Source organism: Dellaglioa algida (assembly GCF_030127605.1).
Taxonomy (GTDB): domain Bacteria; phylum Bacillota; class Bacilli; order Lactobacillales; family Lactobacillaceae; genus Dellaglioa; species Dellaglioa algida.
Genome location: NZ_JANXLE010000003.1, coordinates 63,455 through 88,614 on the forward strand (window position 1 = coordinate 63,455; position 25,160 = coordinate 88,614).

Annotated in this window: 22 protein-coding genes; 18 read left to right on the top strand and 4 right to left on the bottom strand. The window is 36.1% G+C overall.

Features of this window, described 5'->3' with window-relative positions; all coding sequences use genetic code 11:
- Positions 1 to 119 precede the first annotated feature (119 nt).
- The 3 genes from N0K73_RS03525 (at position 120) to recA (ending at position 2,402) form a co-directional block, all read left to right on the top strand.
- Positions 120 to 425 carry a rhodanese-like domain-containing protein gene (locus N0K73_RS03525; protein WP_112250587.1) on the top strand — a complete coding sequence of 102 codons (306 nt, stop codon included), beginning with the start codon at positions 120 to 122 and terminating at the stop codon, positions 423 to 425.
- A 170-nt stretch (positions 426 to 595) separates the two neighbouring features.
- Positions 596 to 1,021 carry a MarR family winged helix-turn-helix transcriptional regulator gene (locus N0K73_RS03530; protein ID WP_057974442.1) on the top strand — a complete coding sequence of 142 codons (426 nt, stop codon included), beginning with the start codon at positions 596 to 598 and terminating at the stop codon, positions 1,019 to 1,021.
- Positions 1,022 to 1,238: 217 nt separating this feature from the next.
- Positions 1,239 to 2,402, top strand: a complete 1,164-nt coding sequence (gene recA, locus N0K73_RS03535; RefSeq protein WP_112250585.1) for a recombinase RecA — start codon at positions 1,239 to 1,241, stop codon at positions 2,400 to 2,402.
- 52 nt (positions 2,403 to 2,454) lie between these two features.
- Here recA and N0K73_RS03540 read toward each other — a convergent pair whose 3' ends face one another.
- Entirely contained in the window at positions 2,455 to 3,336 is an 882-nt protein-coding gene (locus N0K73_RS03540) for a LysR family transcriptional regulator (protein ID WP_112250583.1), read from the bottom strand.
- Between the two features lie 152 nt (positions 3,337 to 3,488).
- Between N0K73_RS03540 and N0K73_RS03545 the strand changes: the two genes are divergently transcribed.
- The 6 genes from N0K73_RS03545 to N0K73_RS03570 all read left to right on the top strand — a co-directional run bounded on the left by N0K73_RS03545 (position 3,489) and on the right by N0K73_RS03570 (position 11,015).
- Positions 3,489 to 5,114 carry a malolactic enzyme gene (locus N0K73_RS03545; protein ID WP_112250581.1) on the top strand — a complete coding sequence of 542 codons (1,626 nt, stop codon included), beginning with the start codon at positions 3,489 to 3,491 and terminating at the stop codon, positions 5,112 to 5,114.
- 29 nt (positions 5,115 to 5,143) lie between these two features.
- Positions 5,144 to 6,112 (top strand): AEC family transporter, encoded by a 969-nt coding sequence (locus tag N0K73_RS03550; protein WP_112250578.1) that lies wholly within the window; start codon positions 5,144 to 5,146, stop codon positions 6,110 to 6,112.
- A 144-nt stretch (positions 6,113 to 6,256) separates the two neighbouring features.
- A complete protein-coding gene (locus tag N0K73_RS03555; RefSeq protein WP_112250576.1) occupies positions 6,257 to 6,847 on the top strand; it encodes an ECF transporter S component in 591 nt (196 codons plus the stop codon).
- A gap of 12 nt (positions 6,848 to 6,859) precedes the next feature.
- Positions 6,860 to 7,516, top strand: coding sequence for an HAD family hydrolase (locus tag N0K73_RS03560; RefSeq protein WP_112250574.1), 657 nt, complete (start codon positions 6,860 to 6,862; stop codon positions 7,514 to 7,516).
- Positions 7,517 to 7,718: 202 nt separating this feature from the next.
- Positions 7,719 to 8,132, top strand: a complete 414-nt coding sequence (locus tag N0K73_RS03565; protein WP_112250572.1) for a (deoxy)nucleoside triphosphate pyrophosphohydrolase — start codon at positions 7,719 to 7,721, stop codon at positions 8,130 to 8,132.
- A gap of 9 nt (positions 8,133 to 8,141) precedes the next feature.
- Positions 8,142 to 11,015: a DEAD/DEAH box helicase gene (locus tag N0K73_RS03570; protein ID WP_112250570.1), complete on the top strand. Its 2,874-nt coding sequence runs from the start codon at positions 8,142 to 8,144 to the stop codon at positions 11,013 to 11,015.
- Between the two features lie 299 nt (positions 11,016 to 11,314).
- On the opposite strand, the gene N0K73_RS03575 is transcribed toward N0K73_RS03570, so the two are convergent.
- From N0K73_RS03575 to N0K73_RS03585, 3 genes are all read right to left on the bottom strand, one after another.
- Positions 11,315 to 11,692 carry a hypothetical protein gene (locus N0K73_RS03575; protein WP_112250568.1) on the bottom strand — a complete coding sequence of 126 codons (378 nt, stop codon included), beginning with the start codon at positions 11,690 to 11,692 and terminating at the stop codon, positions 11,315 to 11,317.
- A 20-nt stretch (positions 11,693 to 11,712) separates the two neighbouring features.
- Positions 11,713 to 12,408 (bottom strand): DNA/RNA non-specific endonuclease, encoded by a 696-nt coding sequence (locus N0K73_RS03580; protein ID WP_112250566.1) that lies wholly within the window; start codon positions 12,406 to 12,408, stop codon positions 11,713 to 11,715.
- A gap of 90 nt (positions 12,409 to 12,498) precedes the next feature.
- A complete protein-coding gene (locus N0K73_RS03585; protein ID WP_112250564.1) occupies positions 12,499 to 13,476 on the bottom strand; it encodes a Gfo/Idh/MocA family protein in 978 nt (325 codons plus the stop codon).
- Between the two features lie 136 nt (positions 13,477 to 13,612).
- Here N0K73_RS03585 and N0K73_RS03590 point away from each other — a divergent pair, with 136 nt between their 5' ends.
- The 9 genes from N0K73_RS03590 to gatB all read left to right on the top strand — a co-directional run bounded on the left by N0K73_RS03590 (position 13,613) and on the right by gatB (position 25,131).
- A complete protein-coding gene (locus N0K73_RS03590; RefSeq protein WP_057974433.1) occupies positions 13,613 to 14,290 on the top strand; it encodes a glycoside hydrolase family 73 protein in 678 nt (225 codons plus the stop codon).
- Between the two features lie 176 nt (positions 14,291 to 14,466).
- On the top strand, positions 14,467 to 15,039 hold the full coding sequence (locus N0K73_RS03595; RefSeq protein ID WP_057974432.1) for a xanthine phosphoribosyltransferase: 573 nt from the start codon (positions 14,467 to 14,469) through the stop codon (positions 15,037 to 15,039).
- Positions 15,040 to 15,178: 139 nt separating this feature from the next.
- The gene (locus tag N0K73_RS03600; RefSeq protein ID WP_112250562.1) at positions 15,179 to 16,318 is read left to right on the top strand and encodes a 5-(carboxyamino)imidazole ribonucleotide synthase; all 1,140 of its coding nucleotides are present in this window, start codon (positions 15,179 to 15,181) and stop codon (positions 16,316 to 16,318) included.
- 145 nt (positions 16,319 to 16,463) lie between these two features.
- Entirely contained in the window at positions 16,464 to 18,692 is a 2,229-nt protein-coding gene (gene pcrA, locus N0K73_RS03605) for a DNA helicase PcrA (RefSeq protein WP_225416494.1), read from the top strand.
- Positions 18,693 to 18,710: 18 nt separating this feature from the next.
- Positions 18,711 to 20,741: an NAD-dependent DNA ligase LigA gene (gene ligA / locus N0K73_RS03610; RefSeq protein WP_112250560.1), complete on the top strand. Its 2,031-nt coding sequence runs from the start codon at positions 18,711 to 18,713 to the stop codon at positions 20,739 to 20,741.
- A gap of 1 nt (position 20,742) precedes the next feature.
- Complete coding sequence (locus tag N0K73_RS03615; RefSeq protein WP_112250558.1) at positions 20,743 to 21,894, top strand: CamS family sex pheromone protein; 1,152 nt, start codon at positions 20,743 to 20,745, stop codon at positions 21,892 to 21,894.
- Positions 21,895 to 21,932: 38 nt separating this feature from the next.
- Positions 21,933 to 22,235 carry an Asp-tRNA(Asn)/Glu-tRNA(Gln) amidotransferase subunit GatC gene (gatC, locus tag N0K73_RS03620; RefSeq protein WP_057974428.1) on the top strand — a complete coding sequence of 101 codons (303 nt, stop codon included), beginning with the start codon at positions 21,933 to 21,935 and terminating at the stop codon, positions 22,233 to 22,235.
- 2 nt (positions 22,236 to 22,237) lie between these two features.
- Positions 22,238 to 23,701 (top strand): Asp-tRNA(Asn)/Glu-tRNA(Gln) amidotransferase subunit GatA, encoded by a 1,464-nt coding sequence (gene gatA, locus N0K73_RS03625; protein ID WP_112250556.1) that lies wholly within the window; start codon positions 22,238 to 22,240, stop codon positions 23,699 to 23,701.
- On the top strand, positions 23,701 to 25,131 hold the full coding sequence (gene gatB / locus N0K73_RS03630) for an Asp-tRNA(Asn)/Glu-tRNA(Gln) amidotransferase subunit GatB (RefSeq protein WP_112250554.1): 1,431 nt from the start codon (positions 23,701 to 23,703) through the stop codon (positions 25,129 to 25,131). The genes gatA and gatB overlap by 1 nt, the downstream gene beginning before the upstream one ends.
- Positions 25,132 to 25,160: the final 29 nt, after the last annotated feature.

Here is a 25,160-nt window from a genome sequence, read left to right on the forward strand (position 1 = left end):
ATTACGGTCACTTCAGTTTCTTGGAGTGGCTTTTTTAGTGCTTTACAGGTAGAGTGAGCTCTTGTAAACTACCTTAAACGGCAGTAAAAGATACCAACTAAATTAATGGGGTAACCAATATGAACTTTGAAGATGAAATTCCAACAATCACAACGACAGAACTTGAAGCATTACTGTCAGAAAGTCCACAGATTATTGACGTTCGTGAAGATTACGAATTTGCTGAAGGACATATTCCAAATGCAATTAATGTCCCACTAGGCGAAATTGATAATTATGAGTTAAATGGTAAAGCATACATCATTTGTCGATCAGGACAACGTAGCGCGCAAGCTGCTGATCTTTTGTACGAAAAAGGAAACAACGTGGTCGATGTATACGGGGGAATGCTTAGCTGGCAAGGCCCTACGGTTACAGAAGGTTAAACGGTTTCATGATTTTTATGATTTAAGAACGAAGAGGGGAACATATTACTTGTATGTACCCCTCTATTTACTCTATAATAATTAAAATGAGTGTTTAAGTATTAGAAATTGATGATTATTTGCTTTGTTTTGGGTGGGGACTAAGCGTGAGTAAAATTAGGAGGGTCAAGATGATTGAACTAAGCGGAACTTTTAATAAATTAAATCAGCTGTTGAGCTTATACGGGAAGCAAGACGGGCTTATGGATATTAAGCAACTGGGGACAATTGACATATACTATTTGAACGCGATTGAGCAGTTAAAAAATCCAACAATTGGACGAGTGTCAAAATTGTTGAATCAATCAACACCAAATACGAATTACCATTTAAAAAAGCTAATCATGTTAGGGTTAGTGGTGAAAAAGGCAGACGTTTCAGATAAACGGGTGATTCACCTGGTTGTAACAGATAAGTATAAAGAGTTGACGGCTGTTGATAACGATTTTTGGAATCAATTAGAGAGCAAACTAGAGGAACAAGTGACGGGTAAAGATCTAGCAACTTTTAGACGCGTATTAAAAGAAACAATTAATCAAATTGAAGCAATGGAATAAATTTATAATAATAAATTATTCTGGCAAAAATAGCGTACTTAATTAATAAGCATTAGCTATAATTTAATGGATCGATACCTATGAAGAACGATAATGACATCGTTCTTTTTATTTTCGGCAAAAATGATTTAACGCTTGCGATATAAAAATGAATAGGGTATGATAAGTAAAGAGAAACGAACAGATGTTCTACTATTGAGAGGATGGGTTACTAACTATGGCTAATAGAAGTATTGCAACCGGAGACGGTAAGAGAAAAGACGGTAAAGAACGCGAAGCAGCATTAGAAAAAGCGTTATCAGCAATTACAAAAGAATTCGGACAAGGCGCTATCATGAAGATGGGCGACAAGGCCGATACGAAGATTGATGTTAACTCAACGGGTATTTTATCATTGGATTACGCATTAGGTGTAGGTGGTTTCCCTAAAGGCCGTATTATTGAAATATACGGACCAGAAAGTTCTGGTAAAACGACGATTGCACTTCATGCAACTGCAGAAGTGCAAAAAAATGGTGGTACAGTGGCTTATATCGATGCTGAAAATGCGATGGATCCTGCATATGCTACAGCATTAGGTGTAGATATTGATGGATTACTATTATCACAACCAGATACTGGTGAACAAGGATTAGAAATTGCAGATGCCTTGGTATCTAGTGGCGCCGTTGATCTTGTTGTTATTGATTCAGTTGCAGCCTTAGTGCCACGTGCTGAAATTGAAGGCGAAATGGGTGACGCTCATGTTGGGTTACAAGCTCGTATGATGTCACAAGCACTCCGTAAATTAGCCGGTTCAATTAATAAGACAAGAACAACTGTTATTTTCATTAATCAATTGCGTGAAAAAGTTGGGGTTATGTTTGGTAGCCCCGAAACAACACCAGGTGGTCGTGCTTTGAAATTCTACGCAACAATCCGTTTGGATGTTCGTCGTCGCGGACAAATTAAAGATGGTACTGATGTCATCGGAAATGAAACAACGATTAAAGTAGTTAAAAACAAAGTCGCACCACCATTTAAAATTGCTGAATTAAACATGATGTATGGTTCAGGTATATCAGCAACAGCTGATATTTTAGACCTTGCGGTTGAAAATGGGATTGCTGAAAAAGCTGGTTCATGGTTCTCATATCATGGTGAACGTTTAGGTCAAGGTAAACCAAATGTTGTTAATATTTTGGAACAAAAACCCGAAATGTTGCATGAAATGGATCAAGAAGTTCGTGCAAAAATATTTGCACCTGAAGAAGAACCCGCTAAAAAAGTTAAAGAAGAAGTAACAGCGCCAAAGAAAACAACTAAAAAAGCAAAAAAAGCTGATGATGATGCCCCAGTATTAGATTCAAAAATCGAAACATTGGATTTACCAGAAGCTTAATAAGATTAAAGAGCAGCCCACATTTAAAATGTCGGCTGCTCTTTGTTTCTAACTATATGGAAGGATCGATTAAAACGTCGATTAATTTTGCTTGGGTTGGCGTCAAAATATGACTCGTACGATAAACAAGTGACATTAAAAATTTGGGTTGATCCGGCTCTGATAAAGGAAGCGCAACTAAGTTGTCTGATGGATCTAAGGCAAGCTCTGTTAAAAATCCGACTCCGATATTTTCGGCAACCATTTTTTTTATAATCTGACTGTCGCTTGTTGTATAAATGATTTTTGGTTTAAAGTGATTCTTAGTAGTTAGTTCTTTAAAAGCAATCGGATGAACAAAGCCCTCATTTTGCATAATGAATTTTTCGTTACGAAGTTCGGCAAACTTAACGGATTCTCTTGAGGCAAGCGGGTGTTGCTTACTGACAATAATCTTAAAATTTTTAGACGCAAAATGCCTAACTATTAGGTGATTATCTTCAATCGGTTCAACTGACCCTAGTAAGGCCATATCTAGGGAACCATTTATTAACTGGTGAAGTAGGACTTGTGACCCATTTTCTACGGTATCGAGATGGTCCATCAATCCCGATTTGAAAAGGTTACCCACAATCTGTGGAAAATAGTATGTTCCTATAATAGGAGGTAGACCAAAGCGAACGCGTTCATTTTTAAGTTGTTCAATTTCTTGGTTCGCAATTTTCAACTCTCCTAGAATGATATTAACGTGTTCAGCAAATTGTTCTCCGCTAGGCGTGAATAAAACTTGCCGATGTGATTGGTCACGAATAATTAAGGTTGTTTCGAGTTCTGCCTCCAACCGTTTCATGGAAGTTGTAATTGTGGGCTGACTTACTGAAAAATAATTAGCAACTTTTGAAAAATTTCTTAAATTAATTATTTGTTGATAATATTCTAAATCTCTAATGTTCATTATAATCCCCTTGAAATAGGCTTTTTTAATTGTCATATAAATAATATTTATAGTATAGCATACGTTTGACTATAATTTTTAGTGGGGTGTATCCTTGCTCTTGTAAGTAACAGAGAAAACTAAATACAGATAAATAAATGGAGGAATCAATTATGACAAAAGCACAAGATATGTTAAATAACCCATTTGTAAATAAAGGAACAGCCTTTACAATGGAAGAACGTCGTGAATTAGGACTTGTTGGTATGTTACCAGCCCAAGTTCAAACAATCGAAGAACAAGCTACACAAAATTATGCACAATATTTAAGTAAAGAATCAGGTCTTGAAAAACGCCATTTCTTAATGGAATTGTTCAACGAAAACCGCACGTTATTCTTCTACTTGATGGGACAACATGTTGCCGAATTCATGCCCGTTGTTTATGATCCAGTTGTTGCTGACTCAATCGAACAATACAATGAAATCTACGTTAACCCACAAAATGCTGCCTTCTTATCAATTGATCATCCAGAAGATATCGAAGCAACTTTGAAAAACGCTGCTGCCGGTCGCGATATTCGTTTAGTTGTTGTAACTGATGCCGAAGGAATTTTAGGCATGGGTGACTGGGGTGTCAACGGTGTTGATATCGCAATCGGTAAATTAATGGTTTATACAGCTGCTGCTGGAATTGATCCTTCACAAGTATTACCTGTTTCTATTGATGCTGGTACAAATAATGAAACATTGATGAATGACCCATTATACCTTGGTAACAAACATGCTCGTGTAACTGGCGATAAATATTATGACTTTGTTGATGGTTTTGTTCAAAGTACAAAGAGCTTGTTCCCAGAATTATTATTACATTGGGAAGATTTTGGTCGCTCAAATGCTGCTAATATTCTTGAAAAATACCAAAATGATATCACAACATTTAACGATGATATTCAAGGCACAGGGATTGTTGTTTTAGCTGGTATCTTAGGTGCTCTAAGTATCACTAAAGGTTCAATTGCTGACCAAACAATCGTTACTTATGGTGCTGGTACTGCCGGTGTCGGTATTGCTAACCAAATTATGGATGAAATGAAACGCGCCGGTGTTTCAGAAGAAGATGCTCGCAAACGTTTCTTCTTAGTCGACAAACAAGGTTTATTGTTCGATGATACAGAAGACTTAACACCTGGCCAAAAAGAATTTACGCATAAACGTTCAGAATTCGCTAACGCTGATGAATTAACAACTTTAGAAGCAGTTGTCACAGCTGTTCAACCAACTGTTATGATTGGTACATCAACACAACCTGGTACATTTACGAAAGAAATCGTTCAAGATATGGCTTCACATGTTGAACGTCCAATTATCTTCCCATTATCAAACCCTACAAAATTAGCAGAAGCTAAAGCTGAAGATTTGATTGAATGGACTGATGGTAAAGCCTTAGTTGCTACAGGTATTCCAGCAGATAATGTTGATTATAAAGGTGTTACTTACCAAATTGGTCAAGCAAATAATGCACTTATGTACCCAGGTCTTGGATTTGGTATCATCGCTTCAACATCTTCAAGAGTTAATGGTGAAATTTTATCACAAGCTAGTCATGCTTTAGGTGGAATCGTTGATACGACAGCCGTTGGCGCTGCTGTATTGCCACCAGTGACACATTTAGCAGAATTTTCACAAACAATTGCTGAAGTCGTTGCCCAAAGTGTCGTCGACCAAAAACTAAACAAAGAAGCAATTACGGACGTTAAAAAAGCTGTTGCAGATATGAAATGGACTCCTAAGTACTAAAAAAAGTGTAGAGAGAAGGATAATTAATTATGGTATTTTTCCAATCAATTCAAAGTGTTTTAGTTGTTGTTTTGATGATGTTACTTGGTTACATTTTACAAGTTAAAGGATGGTTCGCCGATTCATTTGGTGGCAATATCTCATCATTAATTACTAAAATTGCTTTACCCGCATCAATTTTCGTTTCTGTTTTAAAATTTCTAAAACGTGATCAATTAGTTGCCTTGTCGGGTAGTTTACTTTACCCAGCAATCGCTGTTATTATCGGTTACTTAATTGCATGGGCACTTGTTCATATTTTGAACATCAGACCAGGTCGTCGTGGTATTTTCATGAATGCTGTTGTTAATGCAAATACAATCTTCATTGGTTTACCTCTAAACGTTGCTTTGTTTGGCGAAAAGAGTATCTCATATTTCCTTGTTTACTATATTATTAATACAGTATCAACATGGGCATTTGGTGTTTTCTTAATTTCAAATGATGATCCAACAAAAGACAAATCAGATAAAACGAAAAAGAAAATTAACTGGGCAAAAGTTATCCCAATGCCACTTGTTGGTTTCATCGTTGCTTTAATTTTCTTGATTCTTGCAATTCCAGTTCCTGATTTTATTAGCCAGACATTAGGTTATGTTGGTGGATTAGTGACACCATTATCATTAATTTATATTGGTATTGTGTTAGCTAAAGCTGGATTGAAGAGTATCAGATTTGATCGTGATACAATCGTCGCTTTATTAGGACGTTTTGTCTTATCACCAATCATTTTGATTGCTGTTATCCTTTTAGGGACACACTTAACTGGTGCAGATTTAGCACCATTACTACAAAAAACGTTGATTATTCAATCAGCTACACCTATGTTAGCTGTGTTACCAATCTTGGCTAATGAAGCACATGGGGATGTTAAATATGCAACGAATATTGTGACTTCAAGTACAATTCTATTTATCATCGTTGTCCCAATTCTAACGACACTTATCTCATTTATGTAAGACTTAAGTATTTAAATAGTGTATTGATGATGAACTCCATAATCATTGATGCACTATTTTTTTGCATATTAATGGCAACAACAAGTAAATCAGTTATAATGAAGGAGCATTAGTGAGACCCATTAAAATTGTAGGAGTAAAAACATGAAAACTAATAATAAAACGTATCATATGAGTATTTTAGCGCTATTTATTGCGATTGTTATCGTTCAGAATTTTGTGCCATTATTCGGATATATTCCAGTTGGACCATTGAGTATTACGACCATTCATATCACAGTTATCGTTGCCGCGTTGGTATTGGGTTGGAAGGATGGAGCGTTTGTCGGTGGCGTTTGGGGATTAATTACTTTTATTAGAGCTTTTGTATCGCCAACAAGTCCAATTGCGCCAATTGTGTTCACCAATCCAATCGTATCAATTGTTCCGAGAATTTTGATTGGTATTGTCACGGCAGTAGTTTTCTACTTTATATATAAATGGTGGAAAAATAAGACATTAGCAATGGTCATTGCCTCCGTATTAGGTTCATTAGTTAATACTGTTTTAGTGTTAGGACTGATTTACTTGCTGTATCACGGTCAAGCAGCTAACTTTTATAAAGTTGATATGGGACAATTATTACCTTACATTATGGGATTAGTTGTTACAAATGGTGTGCCAGAAATGATTTTAGCAGGGGTTGTCGCGCCACTAATTGCAGCACCGCTACAAAAATTAGTTCGAAAAGGTTAGGTGCAATGAGCGATGAGTATTTTAACATTTGATTGTTATGGAACATTGTTGAATAGTGACATTATTTATGAGTATATTGAAAAAGTGGCAAAAGAACACGGTGTTGATGGACAACATGCAAGAGACATATTTACGATGTATGAGGATCGATTAATGTATGGTGAACCATACCAGGATTATGATCGAATTTTAAAACAGATTTTAGAGTATTGTGATTTTGAACTTAAAACGGATTTTTTTAAGGGTGAATATAATAATCTTATTGCAATTCATTTTAACTTTAAATTACATCCTGATGTTTTACCGGCTCTAAAGAAGCTAAAGGAACAAGGACATCAAATCTATTTGATGTCTAATACGATGCATCGATTTATGGATAAACATTTGGAACAATTTGATGGCGTAGTTGATGGTGTGTTTTTGGCTGAGGATATGCATTGTTATAAACCAGATTTAAATTTCTTTAAGCAGGTGCAAGCAAAACTGGCATTTACAAATGAAAATCATGTTCATATTGCTAAAGGTTATTGGTGGGATATTGTCCCTGCAACAAAACTGGGTTGGTCAAAAATCTGGATAAATCGTGATCAAAAGCAAGGATTTGAACGAGAGGCTCCTTACTTAGAATTGCCGGATTTAATTGATTTAGTAACACTTATTAAAAAATAAAAAAGTTGTTGGCAACGAAATTTGGCTCTTCGTCAACTATTGTTGTTCGATAATATTATGAAGGTTCTGATCACTTAGTGATTAGACCTTTTTTTGTTGATATTAAAAAATTTTTGGGTTACTTCAAACAGGGTTATCTATAGATCTTGAATGATCAGAATGATAATATGAAGAGAATAAGAATATGTTGAGGAGATCTAGAATGAAAGATATATATGTTGTTGGGGCTGCAATTATAAAAGATGGGAAAATATTATGTACTAAACGTTCAGAAAATAGAATTTTGGGCACATTATGGGAATTTCCAGGTGGCAAAGTTGAATCAAGTGAGACACCACAGGATGCTATAAAACGTGAAATCAAGGAAGAGCTTGGTGCGTCAATATTAGTTGGTAAGCAAGTAGCTGATACTGAAAAATATGAATATTCTTTTGGAATTGTTCATTTAACTGTTTTTTACGCACAGTTTGCTGAAGAAAGTTATGGCCATGTAGCACATAGTGATATGAGGTGGATGATGCAGTCTAGTCTCTATGATTTAACTTGGGCACCAGCAGATCTCCCCGCCGTTGAGGAAATAAAAAGTAGTGATCTTTCTAAATTAAGCTTTATCTAAGGAGAAAAAATGACTGATTTATACCATCAAATGAAGAATGCTGTTCTTGCTGGATTCATGGATAAAGACAAATATATATTAGAGGATGAGTATGCACCTAAGCTCTTATTTAACTCAGCTGATGATTATGTGAAAACACATATTGATGAAGAATTATCAACCTGCCAATCATTTACATTTGCAGTAGCTTTCGTGACAGAAGGTATGCTAACTGATTTAAAAGTGAAATTTGCCGATTTAGCATTAAAAGGTATAAGAGGACGAATTATTACTTCCACTTATTTATCATTCAACCATCCTAAGGTGTTTAGGGAGTTATTAAAAATTCCGAATATTGAAGTTAAAATATTAGATCAAAAGTCTTCTTTTCATGCTAAAGGCTATATTTTTAATAAAGATGAGTATCAATCAATTATTATTGGTAGTTCTAATTTAACAGAACAAGCAATGCTTAAAAATTATGAATGGAATATTCGACTTACATCTTACCAAAATGCAGATTTAACAGAGCAAGTCATTACAGAAGTTGAAAAACAATGGGCTTCAGCATCATATTTAACAAATGATTGGATAGACAGATATGAGTTATTGTATAAAGAAATTCAATATAGAGATACAATCGAAACGTCAGATAGTATTGCAGAGACAGAAGCAACTTATGAAGTTATAAAACCAAATAAGATGCAAATCGAAGCTCTAAATTCTTTAAAAGAGATCAGAATAAATGGAAAAAATAAGGCATTAATTGTCTCCGCAACGGGAACTGGAAAAACATATCTTGGTGCGTTTGATGTAAAAGCATATAATCCAGATCGTTTTTTATTCATTGTACATAGCGAAACGATATTGAAAAAAGCAATAGAGAGTTTTCATAAAGTTCTGGGTGGACCGAGAGAACAATATGGATTATTTTCAGGTAATATAAAAGACAAAAATGCAAGATTTTTATTTGCAACGATACAAACTATCTCAAAAGAGGAACGATTGAACAGCTTTGATCCAGAAGAATTTGACTATATACTTATTGATGAGGCTCATAAATCTGGGGCTAATAGTTACCGTCGTGTAATTGGGTACTTTAAGCCCGATTTTTTATTGGGGATGACTGCTACTCCTGAAAGAACGGATGACTTTAATATTTATGAATTATTTGATTATAATTTAGCGTTTGAAATCAGATTACAAGATGCATTAGAAGAAGACATGTTGTGCCCTTTTCATTATATCGGTGTTACAGATTATGAATGGAAAGATAATATCGAAACGGATAACAATATATTACAACGATTAGTATCACAAGAACGAATGGATTATGTTGAAGAACAGATTAATTATTATGGTTATTCCGGAGAATCTGTTCATGGATTAATTTTTTGTAGCATGAAAGACGAAGCATATGAAATCGCTCAAATAATGACTGACAAGGGATATAGGACTGTTGCATTAACTGGAGAGGATTCAATTGAAAGGCGGGAACAAATTATAGCAGAATTCGAGGCAGGAGAACTTGATTATATTGTAACTGTGGATATTTTTAACGAAGGTATTGATATTCCGTGTGTGAATCAAGTTGTTATGCTTAGAAATACACAATCTAGTATTGTTTTTGTCCAACAGTTGGGAAGAGGTCTTCGTAAATTTGAGGGTAAGGAATATGTTACGGTAATTGATTTTATAGGAAATTATAAAAATAATTACCTTATTCCGATAGCACTAACCGGAGATAATTCGAGAAGTAAAGATATTCTCAGGGGAAGATTACGAACGAGCCAGATTATGGGGATATCAACGATAAATTTTTCTGAAATTGCTAAAGAACGTATCTATGAGTCTATTAATCAGAGTACGTTAGATTCGTTAGTACAGTTAAGAGAAGATTACCGGGATCTAAAAGATAGATTAGGAAGAGTTCCTGGACTTTCTGACTTTAGTTTGATGGGGTCCGTAGATAGTCTTGTTCTATTAAATAAATTTGAAAACCATTTTAAATTTTTAACAAAAATGGGTGAGAAATATCATGTAAAATCAGGTGAAAATGCGATTTTATCATTTGTGTCGCAAGAATTGGTGAATGGATATCGTATTCATGAACTTTTGCTAATACAAATGTTATTAAAAAATGAAGGAGAACTAGAAAAACCAACCTTCATTCAAACGTTAGAAGAGCAAAATATAAGACATGACGATGCAACTCTTAAGAGTATGTTAGAGATACTTTCATTGGAATTTTACACGGCAGCTGTATCGAAAAAATATAACGATCAAGCAATTGTCATAGAGGAAAATGAAAAATATATTTTGAACGATGATATTTATAGAAGTTATCAAGAATCAGCAGACTTTTCTTGGTTTGTTGATGATGCAATTAATACAGGAATTCAGAAAGCAAGTGAGTATAATCAATTTGAGATGTTAACAATTGGTAAAAAGTATACCCGAAAGGATGCATGCCGCTTACTGAATTGGGAATCAGATGAATCCTCAACAATGTATGGTTATAAGAATAAATATGGGACATGTCCATTATTTATTACATACAATAAAAAACAAGATAATAAAGAGACTGTAGCGATGTATGAAGATGAATTTCTGAATAGTGGCATAATGCATATGTTTACAAGGCATCCAAGAAAATTAGACTCTCCGGAAGTCGTAAAAATAGTAGAAGGAAATCGATTAGGAGAAGTTATAATGCCGTTATTTGTTAAAAAAAGTGACGACGAAGGAAGTCAATATTATTATCTGGGTATGGTAAATGTGGATCAACAGTCGGTAAAGCAAGAAAAGATGCTCGTTAAAGAAGAATTAAAAGACGTTGTAACGATGAATCTAATACTTGAGAATCCGGTAAAGTATAGTTTATATCTTGATTTCGTAAAATAAAAATATGAATTCTGTAGTGAATATCTGAACATAAAAAAGGGCCGCGATAAAAGTCCTCAAAAAATCGGACTCTTCGTCAACTGTTGTTGGTAGATAAATAATTATGGTTCTAGTCACTTAGTGATTAGAACCTTTTTGTATGTATCTTAAGTGTATAAAATATTATGACTCTATAAAAGTTTTGTGGGTTTTAGGTCTTTTTTATCATTATACAAAAATATCTGTTGTGCGCAATAGATATTAATTCTATTACTCACAACAGATATTGCGGACCCAATTTTTGTCTGTTAACAACTTTTTTAATTGAATTTAGAAATGATTGCTGAATCCAGCTTACCGGTTTCTAAAGCAATCAACGCATCGATTACAGACATTTGATGAATTTCGGTATCATCTGCGAGCAAACTACTAGGGATGAAGAAGGTCGTTTCGTTTTGGTCACCGGCCAAGTAGTCACCGTCAATTGTCTGACCTAGAATGCGAACATCGTCCCAGTTCAAAGAGAGGGTATCGGGTGATTTTAAAAAGTTCATGGTCTCTTGAAACTGAGTTTGAAGAGACTGACCAGGAAATTGTATGTAACCATCGTTTGTTTGACGAATGCTCTTATCCAGTAATAATTGTTGTAGCGTTTGTGGGGCTAAATCGTTTAACTGACTTTTTAATTCTGTAAACATGAATACCACACTCCTTTGACTTAACGTTTGTTTAGGATGGTAACATTGAAATTGATATTTCCCCAAGAAGTTGTACTTTTACCTTGCATTTGTATTGCTTTCGGGAAGAGTGATTTACCAGAAAAAATAGGTGTGACTTGGTAACGAACGTGGTCGCCCTTATCGACTGCCGCGCGAACTGCGTTTTCATATTTAGTCATGTAAGGCGTATTGACAGGATTTTGATATAAGGTCGCAAGATTTTCTCTTTTATCACCACTACCGCCTAATTGGCGACCAATTAAATGGCCACGAGAATGGTTGTAGGGTGATTGACCGGAAACGAAACCAGTTGGTCGAATCGCAGGGTCGGCAGATGTTCCTCGAGACGCCAAGGATTTAACTAAAAGTGCATTCGCTTGCGTTGCACGGCCAAGTGAATCTAACGCGCCATATTTAATCCAGCCATTTGAAGAGTCTGCCAAATCACTTTTTGAAAATGTCGGATTCTTATTATCGATAATTCCTTTAACAGCTTTACCACTATTAATGGAACTTGTATTTGCCGTTCCTGACCCTTTTTTAACAGTTGTTGAAGTTTGGTGGTCATTTGTTTGTAACAAATCTTTAACAGAACTAGGTAATTTACTACCAAAAAGTGAGAGGACGATAATGACTGCAAGTCCTATCAGATAATTTCGCGTTTTATTTTGGATGACACGTTTTTTTCGTTTCATAAATAGTTAACCCCAACTCTTTTCTTTTAGTGTAGCATGGAATTAAAAAAAGTTATCAACAATTTGTGTTGGTAACTTTTTTGAGCGAATTTATTTTTCAAATGGATATTTATAGTTCCATTGTTCACGTGCTTGCGTCATGATTGACATGACATCAACCGTTTTTTCTAAGAATGGCTTTGGATCTAATTCACCAGAGACCATGTCTTGAACGTCTTTAATTTCATAATTCATTGCTTGTTTTGAATGGCCAGCTATAATTTCTTTGACTGAACCATCGGTAAACACAAGTGTTGCCTTGTTAGCACGAGGATAATCATAAACGGTGAAATAGCCACCTTCGTAGGCAACGATTCCCATTTTAGGCATTTTGGCTCTAAAAGTTAATGAAACATTGGCCATTTCATCATTAGCATTTCGTAAACTAATCGTTTCAGATTCATCAACACCCGATTCGAATAAATTCATAGCTGAACCCGTGATTTCCGGTGTTGCTGTCATGAATTGACGAACGAAAGATAAAGCGTAAACACCAATATCTAATAATGCGCCACCAGCTAAGTTGGGATTAAAGAAACGGTTTGTTGGATCTGGTTCTTTAAAACTACCAAATGAAGCTTGAACCATTTTTAATTTGCCAAGTTTATTTTCTTCAGCAATTTCAATGATTTTTTGGTAAAGTGGCATATGGTAAACGGTCATTGCCTCTTGTAAGATTAACCCTTTTTCTTCGGCCAAATCAGTTGCTCGCTTGAGTTCAGCACTAGTCATCGTAATGGCTTTTTCACTCAAGACATGCTTGCCAGCATTTAGTGCGGCCAGAATTGTTTCGATGTGATAATTGTGAGGCGTTGCAATGTAAACGATATCAATTTTATTATCAGCTAATAAGTCTTCATAACTACCGTAAGCATGTGGAATATTAAATTCATTTGCAAAAGTCTGCGCTTTTTCTAAATCACGAGATCCTGCTGCATAAATGTCACCAAATGGTTGATCAAAATAAGTTGCGAAGCTGTGGGCAATGTTACCGAGTCCGATAATTCCCCAGTTCAAATTTTTTGTCATAACTGCTCTCCTATCACATTTAAGAATAGGTTAAGTTTAACAGAAATTTACTTAAAAGAGAAAAAATACGATGGTATTAAAGATAAAATTAGGGTAAAATAAGTGAAACAATTAAAAGCATAGGGGACGTGTACTGATGAAAAAGAAAAATGTTCGGGGAATTTTTGTTAAGAATGGGAAAATTCAAGTTGCCAATATTATCGTTTTAATTCTAATTGTAGGGATCATTACAGTGGTCGTTTCAATGAATGTTCATAAAAAAAATGTTGCTCGTGATGAATCGATTGCAACATCGTTATCAACTTCAAAAATTGAGGCTAGCGAATCAGCTAAGAAAGCAGCTGAAGCGGCTAAAAAGCAAGCTTTTATTAAAAAGGTTGCACCTGAAGCACAAAAAATGCGTAAACAATATAAAGTATTTGCCAGCATCACAATTGCGCAAGCTATCTTAGAATCAGATTGGGGCACAAGTTCACTAGCTAAGGACTACAATAACCTATTTGGCATTAAAGGAACTGGTGCACGCGCCAAAGACTTTAAAACTAAAGAACAAGAAAAAGATGGTACATGGAAAACAGTTACTGCTAAGTTTATTGTGTTCAAAGACTGGGATGAGGCAATTATGTCTCATTCAAAACTGTTAGCAAATGGAAATACATGGAATAAGACACAATTTGCGGACGTTTTATCGGCAGCAACATACGAAGATGCTGCAGCGGCATTGGTTGTTGATGGTTATGCAACAGATAATGATTACAGTACTAAATTAACGGATATCATTAAACAATATAATTTAGATCAATATGATAAATAAATCGGTTTATGACAGGTAGAGTCACGATAAATGAGCGGATTCAAATTGAATTTATCCTCATTTTGTGTTATTCTTAAGTCATTCAAAACCGGAATGTAGCTTTTTTACTTATTACCGAAGTGGAAAAGCTATTTTTATACCCAAAAAAATATAATAACAAGAGGAGCGTAACCCACGTGAAACTTTTAGAAGACAGAATTATGCAGGATGGCATTGTATTACCAGGAGATGTATTGAAGGTTGACCAATTTTTGAATCATCAAGTTGATCCCGATTTAATGATGGCAATGGGTAAAGAATTTGCTAAGTTATTCAAGGATGAAAAAATCACTAAAATCTTGACGGTTGAATCATCTGGTATTGCCCCAGCCGTATTTGTTGGTTTACAATTCCACGTACCCGTTGTTTTTGCACGTAAGAATAAGAGCATTACTATGCAAAATGACTTATACTCTGCTTCTGTTTACTCGTACACGAAGAAAGTTGAAAATACGATTGCCGTTGCCAATAAATTTTTAGGCGAAAACGATCGTGTTCTAATTATTGATGATTTCTTGGCAAATGGTCAGGCAGCCGAGGGATTATTTAAAATTTGTGATGAAGCTAAGGCAGAGATTGCTGGAATTGGAATTGTGATTGAAAAATCATTCCAAAAAGGTGCCGAATTAATTCATAAACGTGGTGTGCGTTTAGAAGCCCTTGCTAAAATCTCATCATTCGATGGTGATCAAGTTCATTTTGAAGATTAAATTGACTTAAAGAACGCAAATTGCGTTCTTTTTATTTTCTTATAAATTTGTTAAATAAAGAAGGTTAAACCTTGCTTGCCCCACATGATACCAGTATGATTAAGAGTATAAAGCCAAAGTAGAAAGTAGTGAACATATAGTGGAGAAAAAAGTTATCTTTCCTGGAAGTACTTTAGGAATAATTGGTGATAGTCCAACGGGCGCAATGTTGGCCATGGCTGCAAGAAATTTAGGATTCAAAATCGCAGCATATAGTCAAAATGAAGTCAGTGAAACGCTTCAATTAGCGGATTATTCCGTTGTGGGTAAGATGAACGATAAAGATAAATTGAAAGAATTTGCCGAACGAGCAGATGTTGTGACGTATGAGTCTGAACACGTCAGCTCGGAAGTCATTGAATACATTTCAAAATATACTTACGTTCCCCAACAATATGACGCGCTAGAAATTGTACAAGATCGCTTATTAGAAAGAGCGTTTTTTGATCAAATAAATGTTAATATTCCGCCTTTTGAAACGATTGTATCACTTGAAGACGTGTATAATTCAGTGCTTTCAATTGGTTATCCAAGTGTATTAAAACCCATTCAAAAAGGATTTGGCAAGAGTTATCAAAGTGTGCTTAAAACTCAAGCCGATATTTCTGACGCAGCTTATCTAGTTGAACGTGGAACTTATATTTTAGAGTCATGGATACCTTATGAGCAAGAAATTTCGATGGTGTTAATTAAGAATGGTAAGGAAATTAATTTCTTTCCAGCAGTTGAGAATAAGTATCGTGATCATAGATTACACCAATCGATTGTACCGGCTAATCTGGATTCTGAAATTTCTGCTGAAATTCACAAAATTGCCATTAAAATTACGGAGAATTTGGACTACACCGGCGCATTAGAAATCGGTTTTTTTGTTACGAAATCTGGTACGATTTATGTGAAACGCATTGTACCTGCCATGCACCAATCGGGTTATGTTTTCGATAAGGCGACTAATGTTACAATGTATGAACAACATTTGCGTGCAATTTGTGGGTTACCATTATCAAAAGTTAAATTCCTCGCACCGACTGTCATGGTGTCATTAAAGGAAGAAGAACGGGCTGATTTAAAGACGCAGTGGGTTCTTAAAAATAATTGGTATTATCATTTTTATCGTTACCCAGAAAATCATAAATTGGAACGTGCTGGTCATATCCTAGTACAGTCTGATTCGGTTCGTGAAGCATTAAACCAAATTGAAGATACGGGTATTTGGGATAAAAAAGAATCAATAAATTAAATATAAATGAGGGGATGAATCGATTCAAAGTGATTCATCCTTTTTTATGGATTAATACTAGTATTTATTAAACAAAAATTAAAGAAGTTAAGACGTTTTTTTGCTATAATAAATAATGACTGATTTATAGAGAGGGTTGACTAATTTGACTACTGAAAGCTTATTGAACGGAATGAATAACAAACAAAAAGAAGCTGTCCTACAAACTGAAGGACCACTTTTAATTATGGCCGGAGCCGGAAGTGGAAAAACGCGGGTATTAACGCATCGCGTTGCTTATTTAATTGAAGAAAAAGGGGTAAACCCGTGGAATGTTTTAGCTATTACGTTTACAAATAAAGCATCGAAAGAAATGCGTGAACGTGTTAACAAGTTGCTTGATAAAGGCGCTGAAGATGTTTGGGTCTCAACTTTCCATGCACTTTGTGTCCGTATTTTAAGACGCGATATTGACCAAATTGGTTATAATCGTGCTTTTTCGATTACTGATACAGGTGAACAAACGACTTTAATAAAGCGTATTCTAAGAGAACAGAATATTGATCCACAAAAATTTACGCCAAGATCATTTTTGGGCGCTATTTCGAATGCCAAAAATGATTTATTAACGGAAACAGAATATGCTGAACGTGCTGCGAGCATGTTTGAACAAATGGTTGCCAAAGTTTACACGGCGTACCAAAGAGAATTACGTTCAAATCAAGCCGTTGATTTTGATGACTTAATTATGTTAACAATTCGTTTATTTAAAGAAAAACCAGAAACGTTAGCTTTCTACCAAAATAAATTTCAATATATTCATGTTGATGAATACCAAGATACAAATGAAGCACAGTATACATTAGTTAATATGTTAGCTGAACGTTTCAAAAATCTCTGTGTTGTTGGGGATGCGGACCAAAGTATTTATGGGTGGCGTGGTGCGAACATGGATAACATTATGAACTTTGAAAAAGATTATCCGAATGCCGCTGTCGTTAAATTGGAACAAAATTATCGTTCAACAAAAACAATTTTAGACGCAGCTAACTCAGTAATTGGGAATAATACAAACCGGAGTGACAAGAGTCTTTGGACCGACAATAAAGCCGGCGAGAAAATTTCTTATTATCGTGGTCAAAGTGAAAACGATGAATCACATTATGTGGTTGAAAAAATCCAAGAACAAATTAAAGAAAACCATTTAAATTACGGCGATTTTGCCATTTTATATCGAACGAATGCACAGTCACGTGTGATTGAAGAAACGTTCTTAAAATCTAATGTTCCCTACAAAATGGTCGGTGGACATAAGTTCTATGAACGTTTAGAAATTCGAGATATCTTAGGCTATATTCGGTTAATTGCTAACGATCAGGATTCAATGAGTTTTGATCGTGTTGTGAACGTGCCAAAACGTGGAATTGGTGCAAGTAGCGTTGATAAATTACGTGAATTTTCAGAGATGAATAATTGGACAATGCTTGAAGGTGCTGAAAATTCAGCACTTGCTAATATCTCTGGTAAAGCTGGAAAATCGCTTCAAGAGTTTGCCGTCATGATTCGTGGATTGCAAAAAATGCGTGAGTTTTTAAACGTAACTGAATTAACCAAAGAAATTTTAAAGCAATCTGGCTACGAAGCTAGTTTGAAAAAGACAAAAACAATTGAGAATGAAACACGACTTGAAAATGTCGAGGAATTTTTGTCTGTGACCCAACAATTTGATGATCGCTGGGAAGCTGAAGAAGATGACAGTGACCGGTATGTTGATTTCTTAGCCGACTTGGCTTTGGTTTCCGCACAAGATGACATTGCGGAAGAACCCGAAGAAGTGACATTAATGACCTTACATGCTGCAAAAGGACTTGAATTTCCAGTTGTCTTTTTAATGGGATTGGAAGAGGGGATTTTCCCACTTTCTCGTGCCATGTTAGAAGATGATGAACTTGAGGAAGAACGCCGTTTGGCCTACGTAGGTATCACACGTGCAGAACGTAAATTATACTTAACCAATGCATATTCAAGAATGTTATATGGTCGCCGTCAAAGTAATCAGGCATCACGTTTTATTGGTGAAATCGATGATTCATTGCTTGAATTAGACAACCAAATGGCAGCACCATCAAGTGGTCGCTCATCATTTTCAAATCAACGTGCAACGGCCACGACCTATCGACGTCCTGCTAAAACAATTGAACGTGATAATGGAACCGGGGCAGATTCAGTTGTTTGGCGAATTGGCGAAAAAGTTGAGCATAAGGCTTGGGGAACCGGAACAATCGTTAAGGTTTCGGGCTCTGGATCTGATGCTGAACTAGATATTGCCTTCAAAGAACAGGGAATTAAACGTTTATTAACAGCGTTTGCGCCCATTACAAAAAAAGTTGACTAAATAAGGGAGGGCTCAAGTTTGTCAAATCAAGAGATAACATTAGAAGAAGCAACTCATAGAATTAATCAATTGAGAACTGATTTAATCGAATGGACGCGTCAATATTATGTCCTTGATCAGCCAACGGTTGAAGACCATGTTTATGATGAAAGTTACCGGCAGCTAACGGAACTTGAGCAAACCTTTCCGAGTTTAGTGACACCCGACTCACCGACACAACGAGTTGGTGGACAAGTACTTCCTGGATTTGAAAAAGTAACGCACGAGATTCCGATGCTGTCATTGGGAGATGTTTTTTCCATTGAAGAGCTGTCTGAATTTGACCAACGATTACAAAAATCAGTTGGATCTGAAGTTAGCTATAATGCTGAACTTAAAATCGACGGGTTAGCAATTTCATTAACGTATGAAAATGGTGTATTTATTAAAGGATCAACTCGTGGAGATGGGACAATTGGTGAAGATATAACTGAGAATCTTAAAACGGTTAAATCTATCCCGTTGACATTGACGGAACCTATTTCACTTGAGGTTCGTGGTGAGTGTTATATGCCAACAAAAGCATTTGTTGCATTAAATAAACGACGTGAAGAAGCTGGAGAAGCAACCTTTGCTAATCCGCGTAATGCGGCGGCAGGTAGCTTGCGTCAATTAAACACGGCTGAAACAGCACAACGCCAATTAAGTACTTTTATTTATTACTTGGTTAATCCAGAACTATTAAACGTAAGAACGCAAAGTGAAGCTTTAAAACGTTTGACTGAACTTGGATTTAGAACAAATAACGAGTCGCGCGTGACTAACAATATGACGGAAATATCGGCATATATTACTGAATACCAAGCAAAACGCCATGATTTATCTTACGATATTGATGGTATTGTACTGAAGGCCAACTTGTTTACGATTCATGATGAAGTTGGGAATACAGTTAAAGTACCAAAATGGGCAATTGCTTACAAATTCCCTCCCGATGAACAGGAGACAATTGTTTTAGACATTGAATGGACAGTCGGTCGAACGGGTGTTGTGACACCGACGGCAATTATGAATCCAGTACAATTGGCAGGAACAACGGTTTCTAGGGCATCCCTGCATAACGGTGATTTACTTAAACAAAAAGATATTCGGATTAACGATACTGTTATGTTACACAAGGCCGGAGACATCATTCCAGAAATATCTGAAGTTGTTTTAAGCGAACGTCCAGCCAATAGTGCTGATTATGAATTACCAACGCATTGTCCCGTTTGTGATGCATTATTAGTTCATTTGGATGAAGAAGTTGCATTGCGCTGTATTAATCCAAAGTGTCCTGCCCTAATCAAAGAAAGCTTAGCTCATTTTGCTTCTCGAAATGCAATGAATATTGATGGACTCGGACCTAAGATTGTTGAACAATTATTTGAAGCTAAGTTAATCACGGATGTTGCAGGTTTGTACCAACTAACTGCGGATCAGCTATTAACATTAGATAATTTTAAAGAAAAATCTGTTAATAAATTGTTGCAGGCCATAGACAACAGTCGCCAAAATTCCATGGAACGTTTGCTATTTGGATTGGGTATTCGACATGTTGGCGCTAAGGCGGCACGTTTAGTTTCGGCTGAATTTAAAACAGTTCATCAGTTAATGGTTGTGACGGCTGAAGAAGTTTTAACAATTGATTCGATTGGACAAGTTATTGCTGACAGCCTTGTAACGTATTTTGCAAATGAACAGGTTCATGAATTGGTAACCGAGTTAGATAATGCGCAAGTTAATTTAACCTTTTTAGGCCAAACGGCTGAAGAAATTGCAGAAGTGGCTGAGGGAAGTCCTGTGATGGGTAAAAAAGTCGTCCTAACGGGAACCCTTGACCAATTGAAACGCAATGATGCTAAGAAATGGCTTGAAGCACACGGTGCTTCCGTTGTAGGAAGTGTTTCAAAAAATACGGATTTATTAGTTGCTGGACATGATGCCGGAAGTAAATTGACGAAAGCCGAGCAACTAGAAATTGAAATCTGGGATGAACAAAAGTTCATTTCGATTATGGAAGGAGCATAACATGAAAAAAATTAAAATTGGACTTATGCTGAGTTTCTCACTGATTGTCTTGGCAGCTTGTGGCAACGTTGCGTCATCGTCAGGCGCGTCAGGTATTTCTAAAAATAACTCAAGTTCGGGTTACCAGACAACCGGACAAACAAGTGATAGTAACTATGAAGGTGTTATTAAAAGCGGTAAATACTTGACGAGTAAGTCAAGAGGCGTGGCATTGACACAAAATGAGAATGTCTTGAATTTGAAAAGTTTTGAATCTGGTTTATTAGATTTATCAAAAAGCCAATTTGCAACTAATGATTACATTTTTCAAGAAGGTCAATATCTATCAAAAGAAACCGTTCAAAACTGGTTATCACGCGAATCTGGATCAAATAGTGAGGGGTTAAATCCTAAAGATAACGGCAAGACGGGTGAAACAGAACGTAATCCAATGTACGTTCAACAGCTTGAAGAACAAGATTTTATGACAAAAAAAGATAACAAAATGGCTCTTGCAGGTATATCTTTAGGTATCGGGATGAATTCAGTCGATTATTACCAAAAAGAAGAATATGGTGCGCAGTACAAGACTGAAATATCTGATGCTACAATGAAAGAAAAAGGCAAGGAAGCGGCAAATAAAGTGGTTGCTCGCCTTCGTAAGACAAAAGGAGTCAGCGACAGTGTTCCCATCATGGTTGCAATGTATAAACAAGCCTCAAATGATAGTTTAGTTGGCGGTAGCTTTTATGCATATGCTATGAATAAAAATGGTAAAACAACCATCGATAGTTGGAAAGATGTGTCAATTACAAGTTACACATTCCCAACAACATCATCTGCAACCACGCCTAATACAAATGATGAAACAACATTTACGAATTTCAAAACGGAAGTTCAGAGTTTCTTCCCTAATTTAGCGGGTGTGACGGCACAGGTTCAATATAAAAATAAAGCAATTACGGGGATGCACATTAATATTACCTCGCAATTTTACAGTGAAACTGAGATTGTTAGTTTTACGCAGTACTTGGCAACAACCGCTGCAAAATATCTAGCTTCTGGTATTCCAATTGATATTACCGTTAAGGGTAGTGATGGAACAATCCAAAGTTTCCTTGCCAAATCGGCCAAGGATAGCTCATACTATACGCATGTATTTACCAGTTATTAAAAATAAAACCAATTTGAATCTTGAAGGGATGGCTTTGAATGTCAATTAGTAAAGAAGAAGTAAAGCATGTCTCAGAGTTAGCTAAATTAGAACTCAGCGACACAGAATTAGACGTATTTACTAGTCAATTAGATGATATTATCGGAATGGCTGAACAACTTTCGGAAGTGGACACAACAGATGTTCCTGTTACAACGCATATTACGGATGTTATGAATGTCATGCGTGAAGATGTTGCAGAAAAAGGAATGGACCGTGATCTACTCTTTAAAAATGCACCAGACAGTGAAAATGGGTTGATCAAAGTACCTGCTATTATTGATGAAAGTGAGGAAGCCTAAACATGGATTATTTCAAACAAGATTTATCAAGTTTACATGACTCATTAGTGAATAAAGAAATGAGTTCTGAAGAGTTGACGAAGGCGACCTTTGCCGAAATTAAAGCACGTGATTCAAAAATTTCTGCCTTCCTCGCAATGAATGAAGAAATGGCAATTAATCAAGCTAAAGCAGTTGATGCCGCTGGCATCGATGCAAATAACATTTTAGCTGGAATCCCCATTGCTGTTAAAGATAATATTGTGACTAAAGATTTAACAACAACTGCCGCAAGTAAAATGTTAGAAAATTTCAACCCAATTTATGATGCAACCGTTATTGAAAAAATGCGTCAAGCTCAAATGGTTACGATTGGTAAAACGAACATGGACGAATTTGCCATGGGTGGTTCTACTGAAACGTCAGCTTTTAAGACAACAAAAAATCCTTGGGATACAACTAAAGTTCCTGGTGGCTCATCAGGTGGTTCTGCTGCTGCTGTTGCCGCAGGAGAAGTTGTTGCCGCGTTAGGGTCAGATACTGGTGGTTCAATTCGTCAACCCGCTTCATTCAACGGCGTTGTCGGGACAAAACCAACTTATGGTCGTGTATCTCGTTATGGATTAATCGCATTTGCTTCAAGTTTAGACCAAATTGGTCCATTCACGCGTGGTGTTAAAGATAACGCTGCTGTTTTAAACGCAATTAGTGGTAATGATAGTCATGACTCTACTAGTTCAGCACAAGCCGTTCCTGACTTTACTGCCGGTTTGACTGGTGATATTAAGGGGATGAAGATTGCTTTACCTAAAGAATATCTGGGTGAAGGTGTCGATGCGGACGTTAAAGAAGCAATTCAAAAAGCCGTTAAGACATTTGAAGAACTTGGTGCAACAGTTGATGAAGTGAGCTTACCTAATAGTAAATATGGTGTACCCGTATACTATATTTTAGCTTCTTCTGAAGCATCTTCTAACTTACAACGTTTTGATGGAATTCGTTATGGTTTCCGTGCACAAGATGTTAAGAGCTTAGAAGATGTTTATGTTCGTTCTCGCTCTGAAGGATTTGGCGATGAAGTTAAGCGTCGAATTATGTTAGGAACATTCTCATTATCTGCTGGAACTTATGATGCATTCTTTAAGAAAGCAGCCCAAGTTCGAACATTAATCTGTAATGATTTCCGTAATGTATTCAACGATTATGATTTAATTATTGGCCCAACAGCGCCAAATACGGCCTTTAATATTGGTGACAAAATTGAAGATCCTATTACGATGTACATGAATGATATCTTAACAATCCCAGTTAATTTAGCTGGGTTACCGGGTATGTCAGTGCCTGCTGGATTCTCAAAAGGACTTCCAGTTGGGTTGCAATTAATTGCGAAATCATTCGATGAAGCAACAATGTACCGTGCTGGATACGCGTTTGAACAAGCAACTGATTTTCACAAAGAAGTTCCTACGTTAGGAGGCCAAAACTAATGAATTTTGAAACAACAATTGGACTTGAAGTTCATATTGAAATGAAAACTAAATCCAAAGCATTCTCGCCTTCAAAGGTTGATTTCGGGGCAGAACCTAATACGAATACCAATGTTATTGACTGGGGTTATCCCGGTGTTTTACCAACAGCAAATAAAGGCGCAATTGAATATGGTATGCGTGCCGCATTAGCATTAAATTGTGAAATCACAAAAGATAATCATTTTGATCGTAAGAACTATTTTTACCCTGATAATCCAAAGGCCTACCAAATTACGCAATCTGAAGAACCAATTGGTCGTAATGGTTTCTTAGAAATAGAAGTTGATGGCGAAACGAAAAAAATTGGGATTGAAGAAATGCACGTTGAAGAAGATGCGGGTAAAAATACGCATAATCCTAACGGCTATTCTTATGTCGATTTAAACCGTCAAGGGACACCTTTAATTGAAATTGTGTCGCGTCCTGATATTAAAACACCTGAAGAAGCTTACACTTATCTTGAAAAGTTACGCCAAGTTATTCAATTTACTGGTGTTTCAGATGTGAAGATGGAAGAAGGGTCAATGCGAATTGATGTTAATATCTCAATCAATCCAATTGGTCAACCAGGTTATGGGACAAAAACTGAAATGAAGAATTTAAACTCATTTGAAAATGTCCGTAAAGGACTTGAATTTGAAGAAAAACGTCAAATGAATGTTTTGATGTCTGGTGGTATTGTACAACAAGAAACACGTCGTTTTGACGCACCAACTGGAACAACTATTTTAATGCGTGTTAAAGAAGGAGCTAGCGATTATCGTTACTTCCCAGAACCAGATATCCCACCAATTCATATTAGCGATGACTGGATTCAAGAAGTTAAAGATTCAATTCCAGAAATGCCTGATAAACGTCGTGCGCGTTATGCAAGTGAATTAGGGTTACCCGAATATGATGCTGAAGTCTTAACACAAACAAAAGAAATGTCAGATTTCTTTGAAGAGACAATTCAATTAAAGGCCGACCCTAAATTAGCCGCTAACTGGTTAATGGGTGAAGTGAATGCCTTTATGAATACGAATAAATTAAACTTGCAAGATACTAAATTAACACCAGCAAATCTTGCCGGCATGATCAATTTAATTACTGATGAAACAATATCAAGTAAGATTGCTAAAAAAGTTTTCCAAGAAATTATTAAAAATGGGAGCGAACCTAAAGCGTGGGTTGAGTCTAAGGGCCTTGTTCAACTTTCTGATCCTACCAAGTTACAACCTATTATTGATGGTATTTTGGATAATAATGAACAATCAATCGAAGATTTCAAAAACGGTAAAGACCGCGCTGTTGGATTCTTAATTGGACAAATCATGAAGCAAACACAAGGACAAGCAAATCCTAATGTGGTTAATCAATTATTGATGGCCTCATTGAAGCTAAGATAATCTTATTAAAATAAGATTCATGTGGAGGA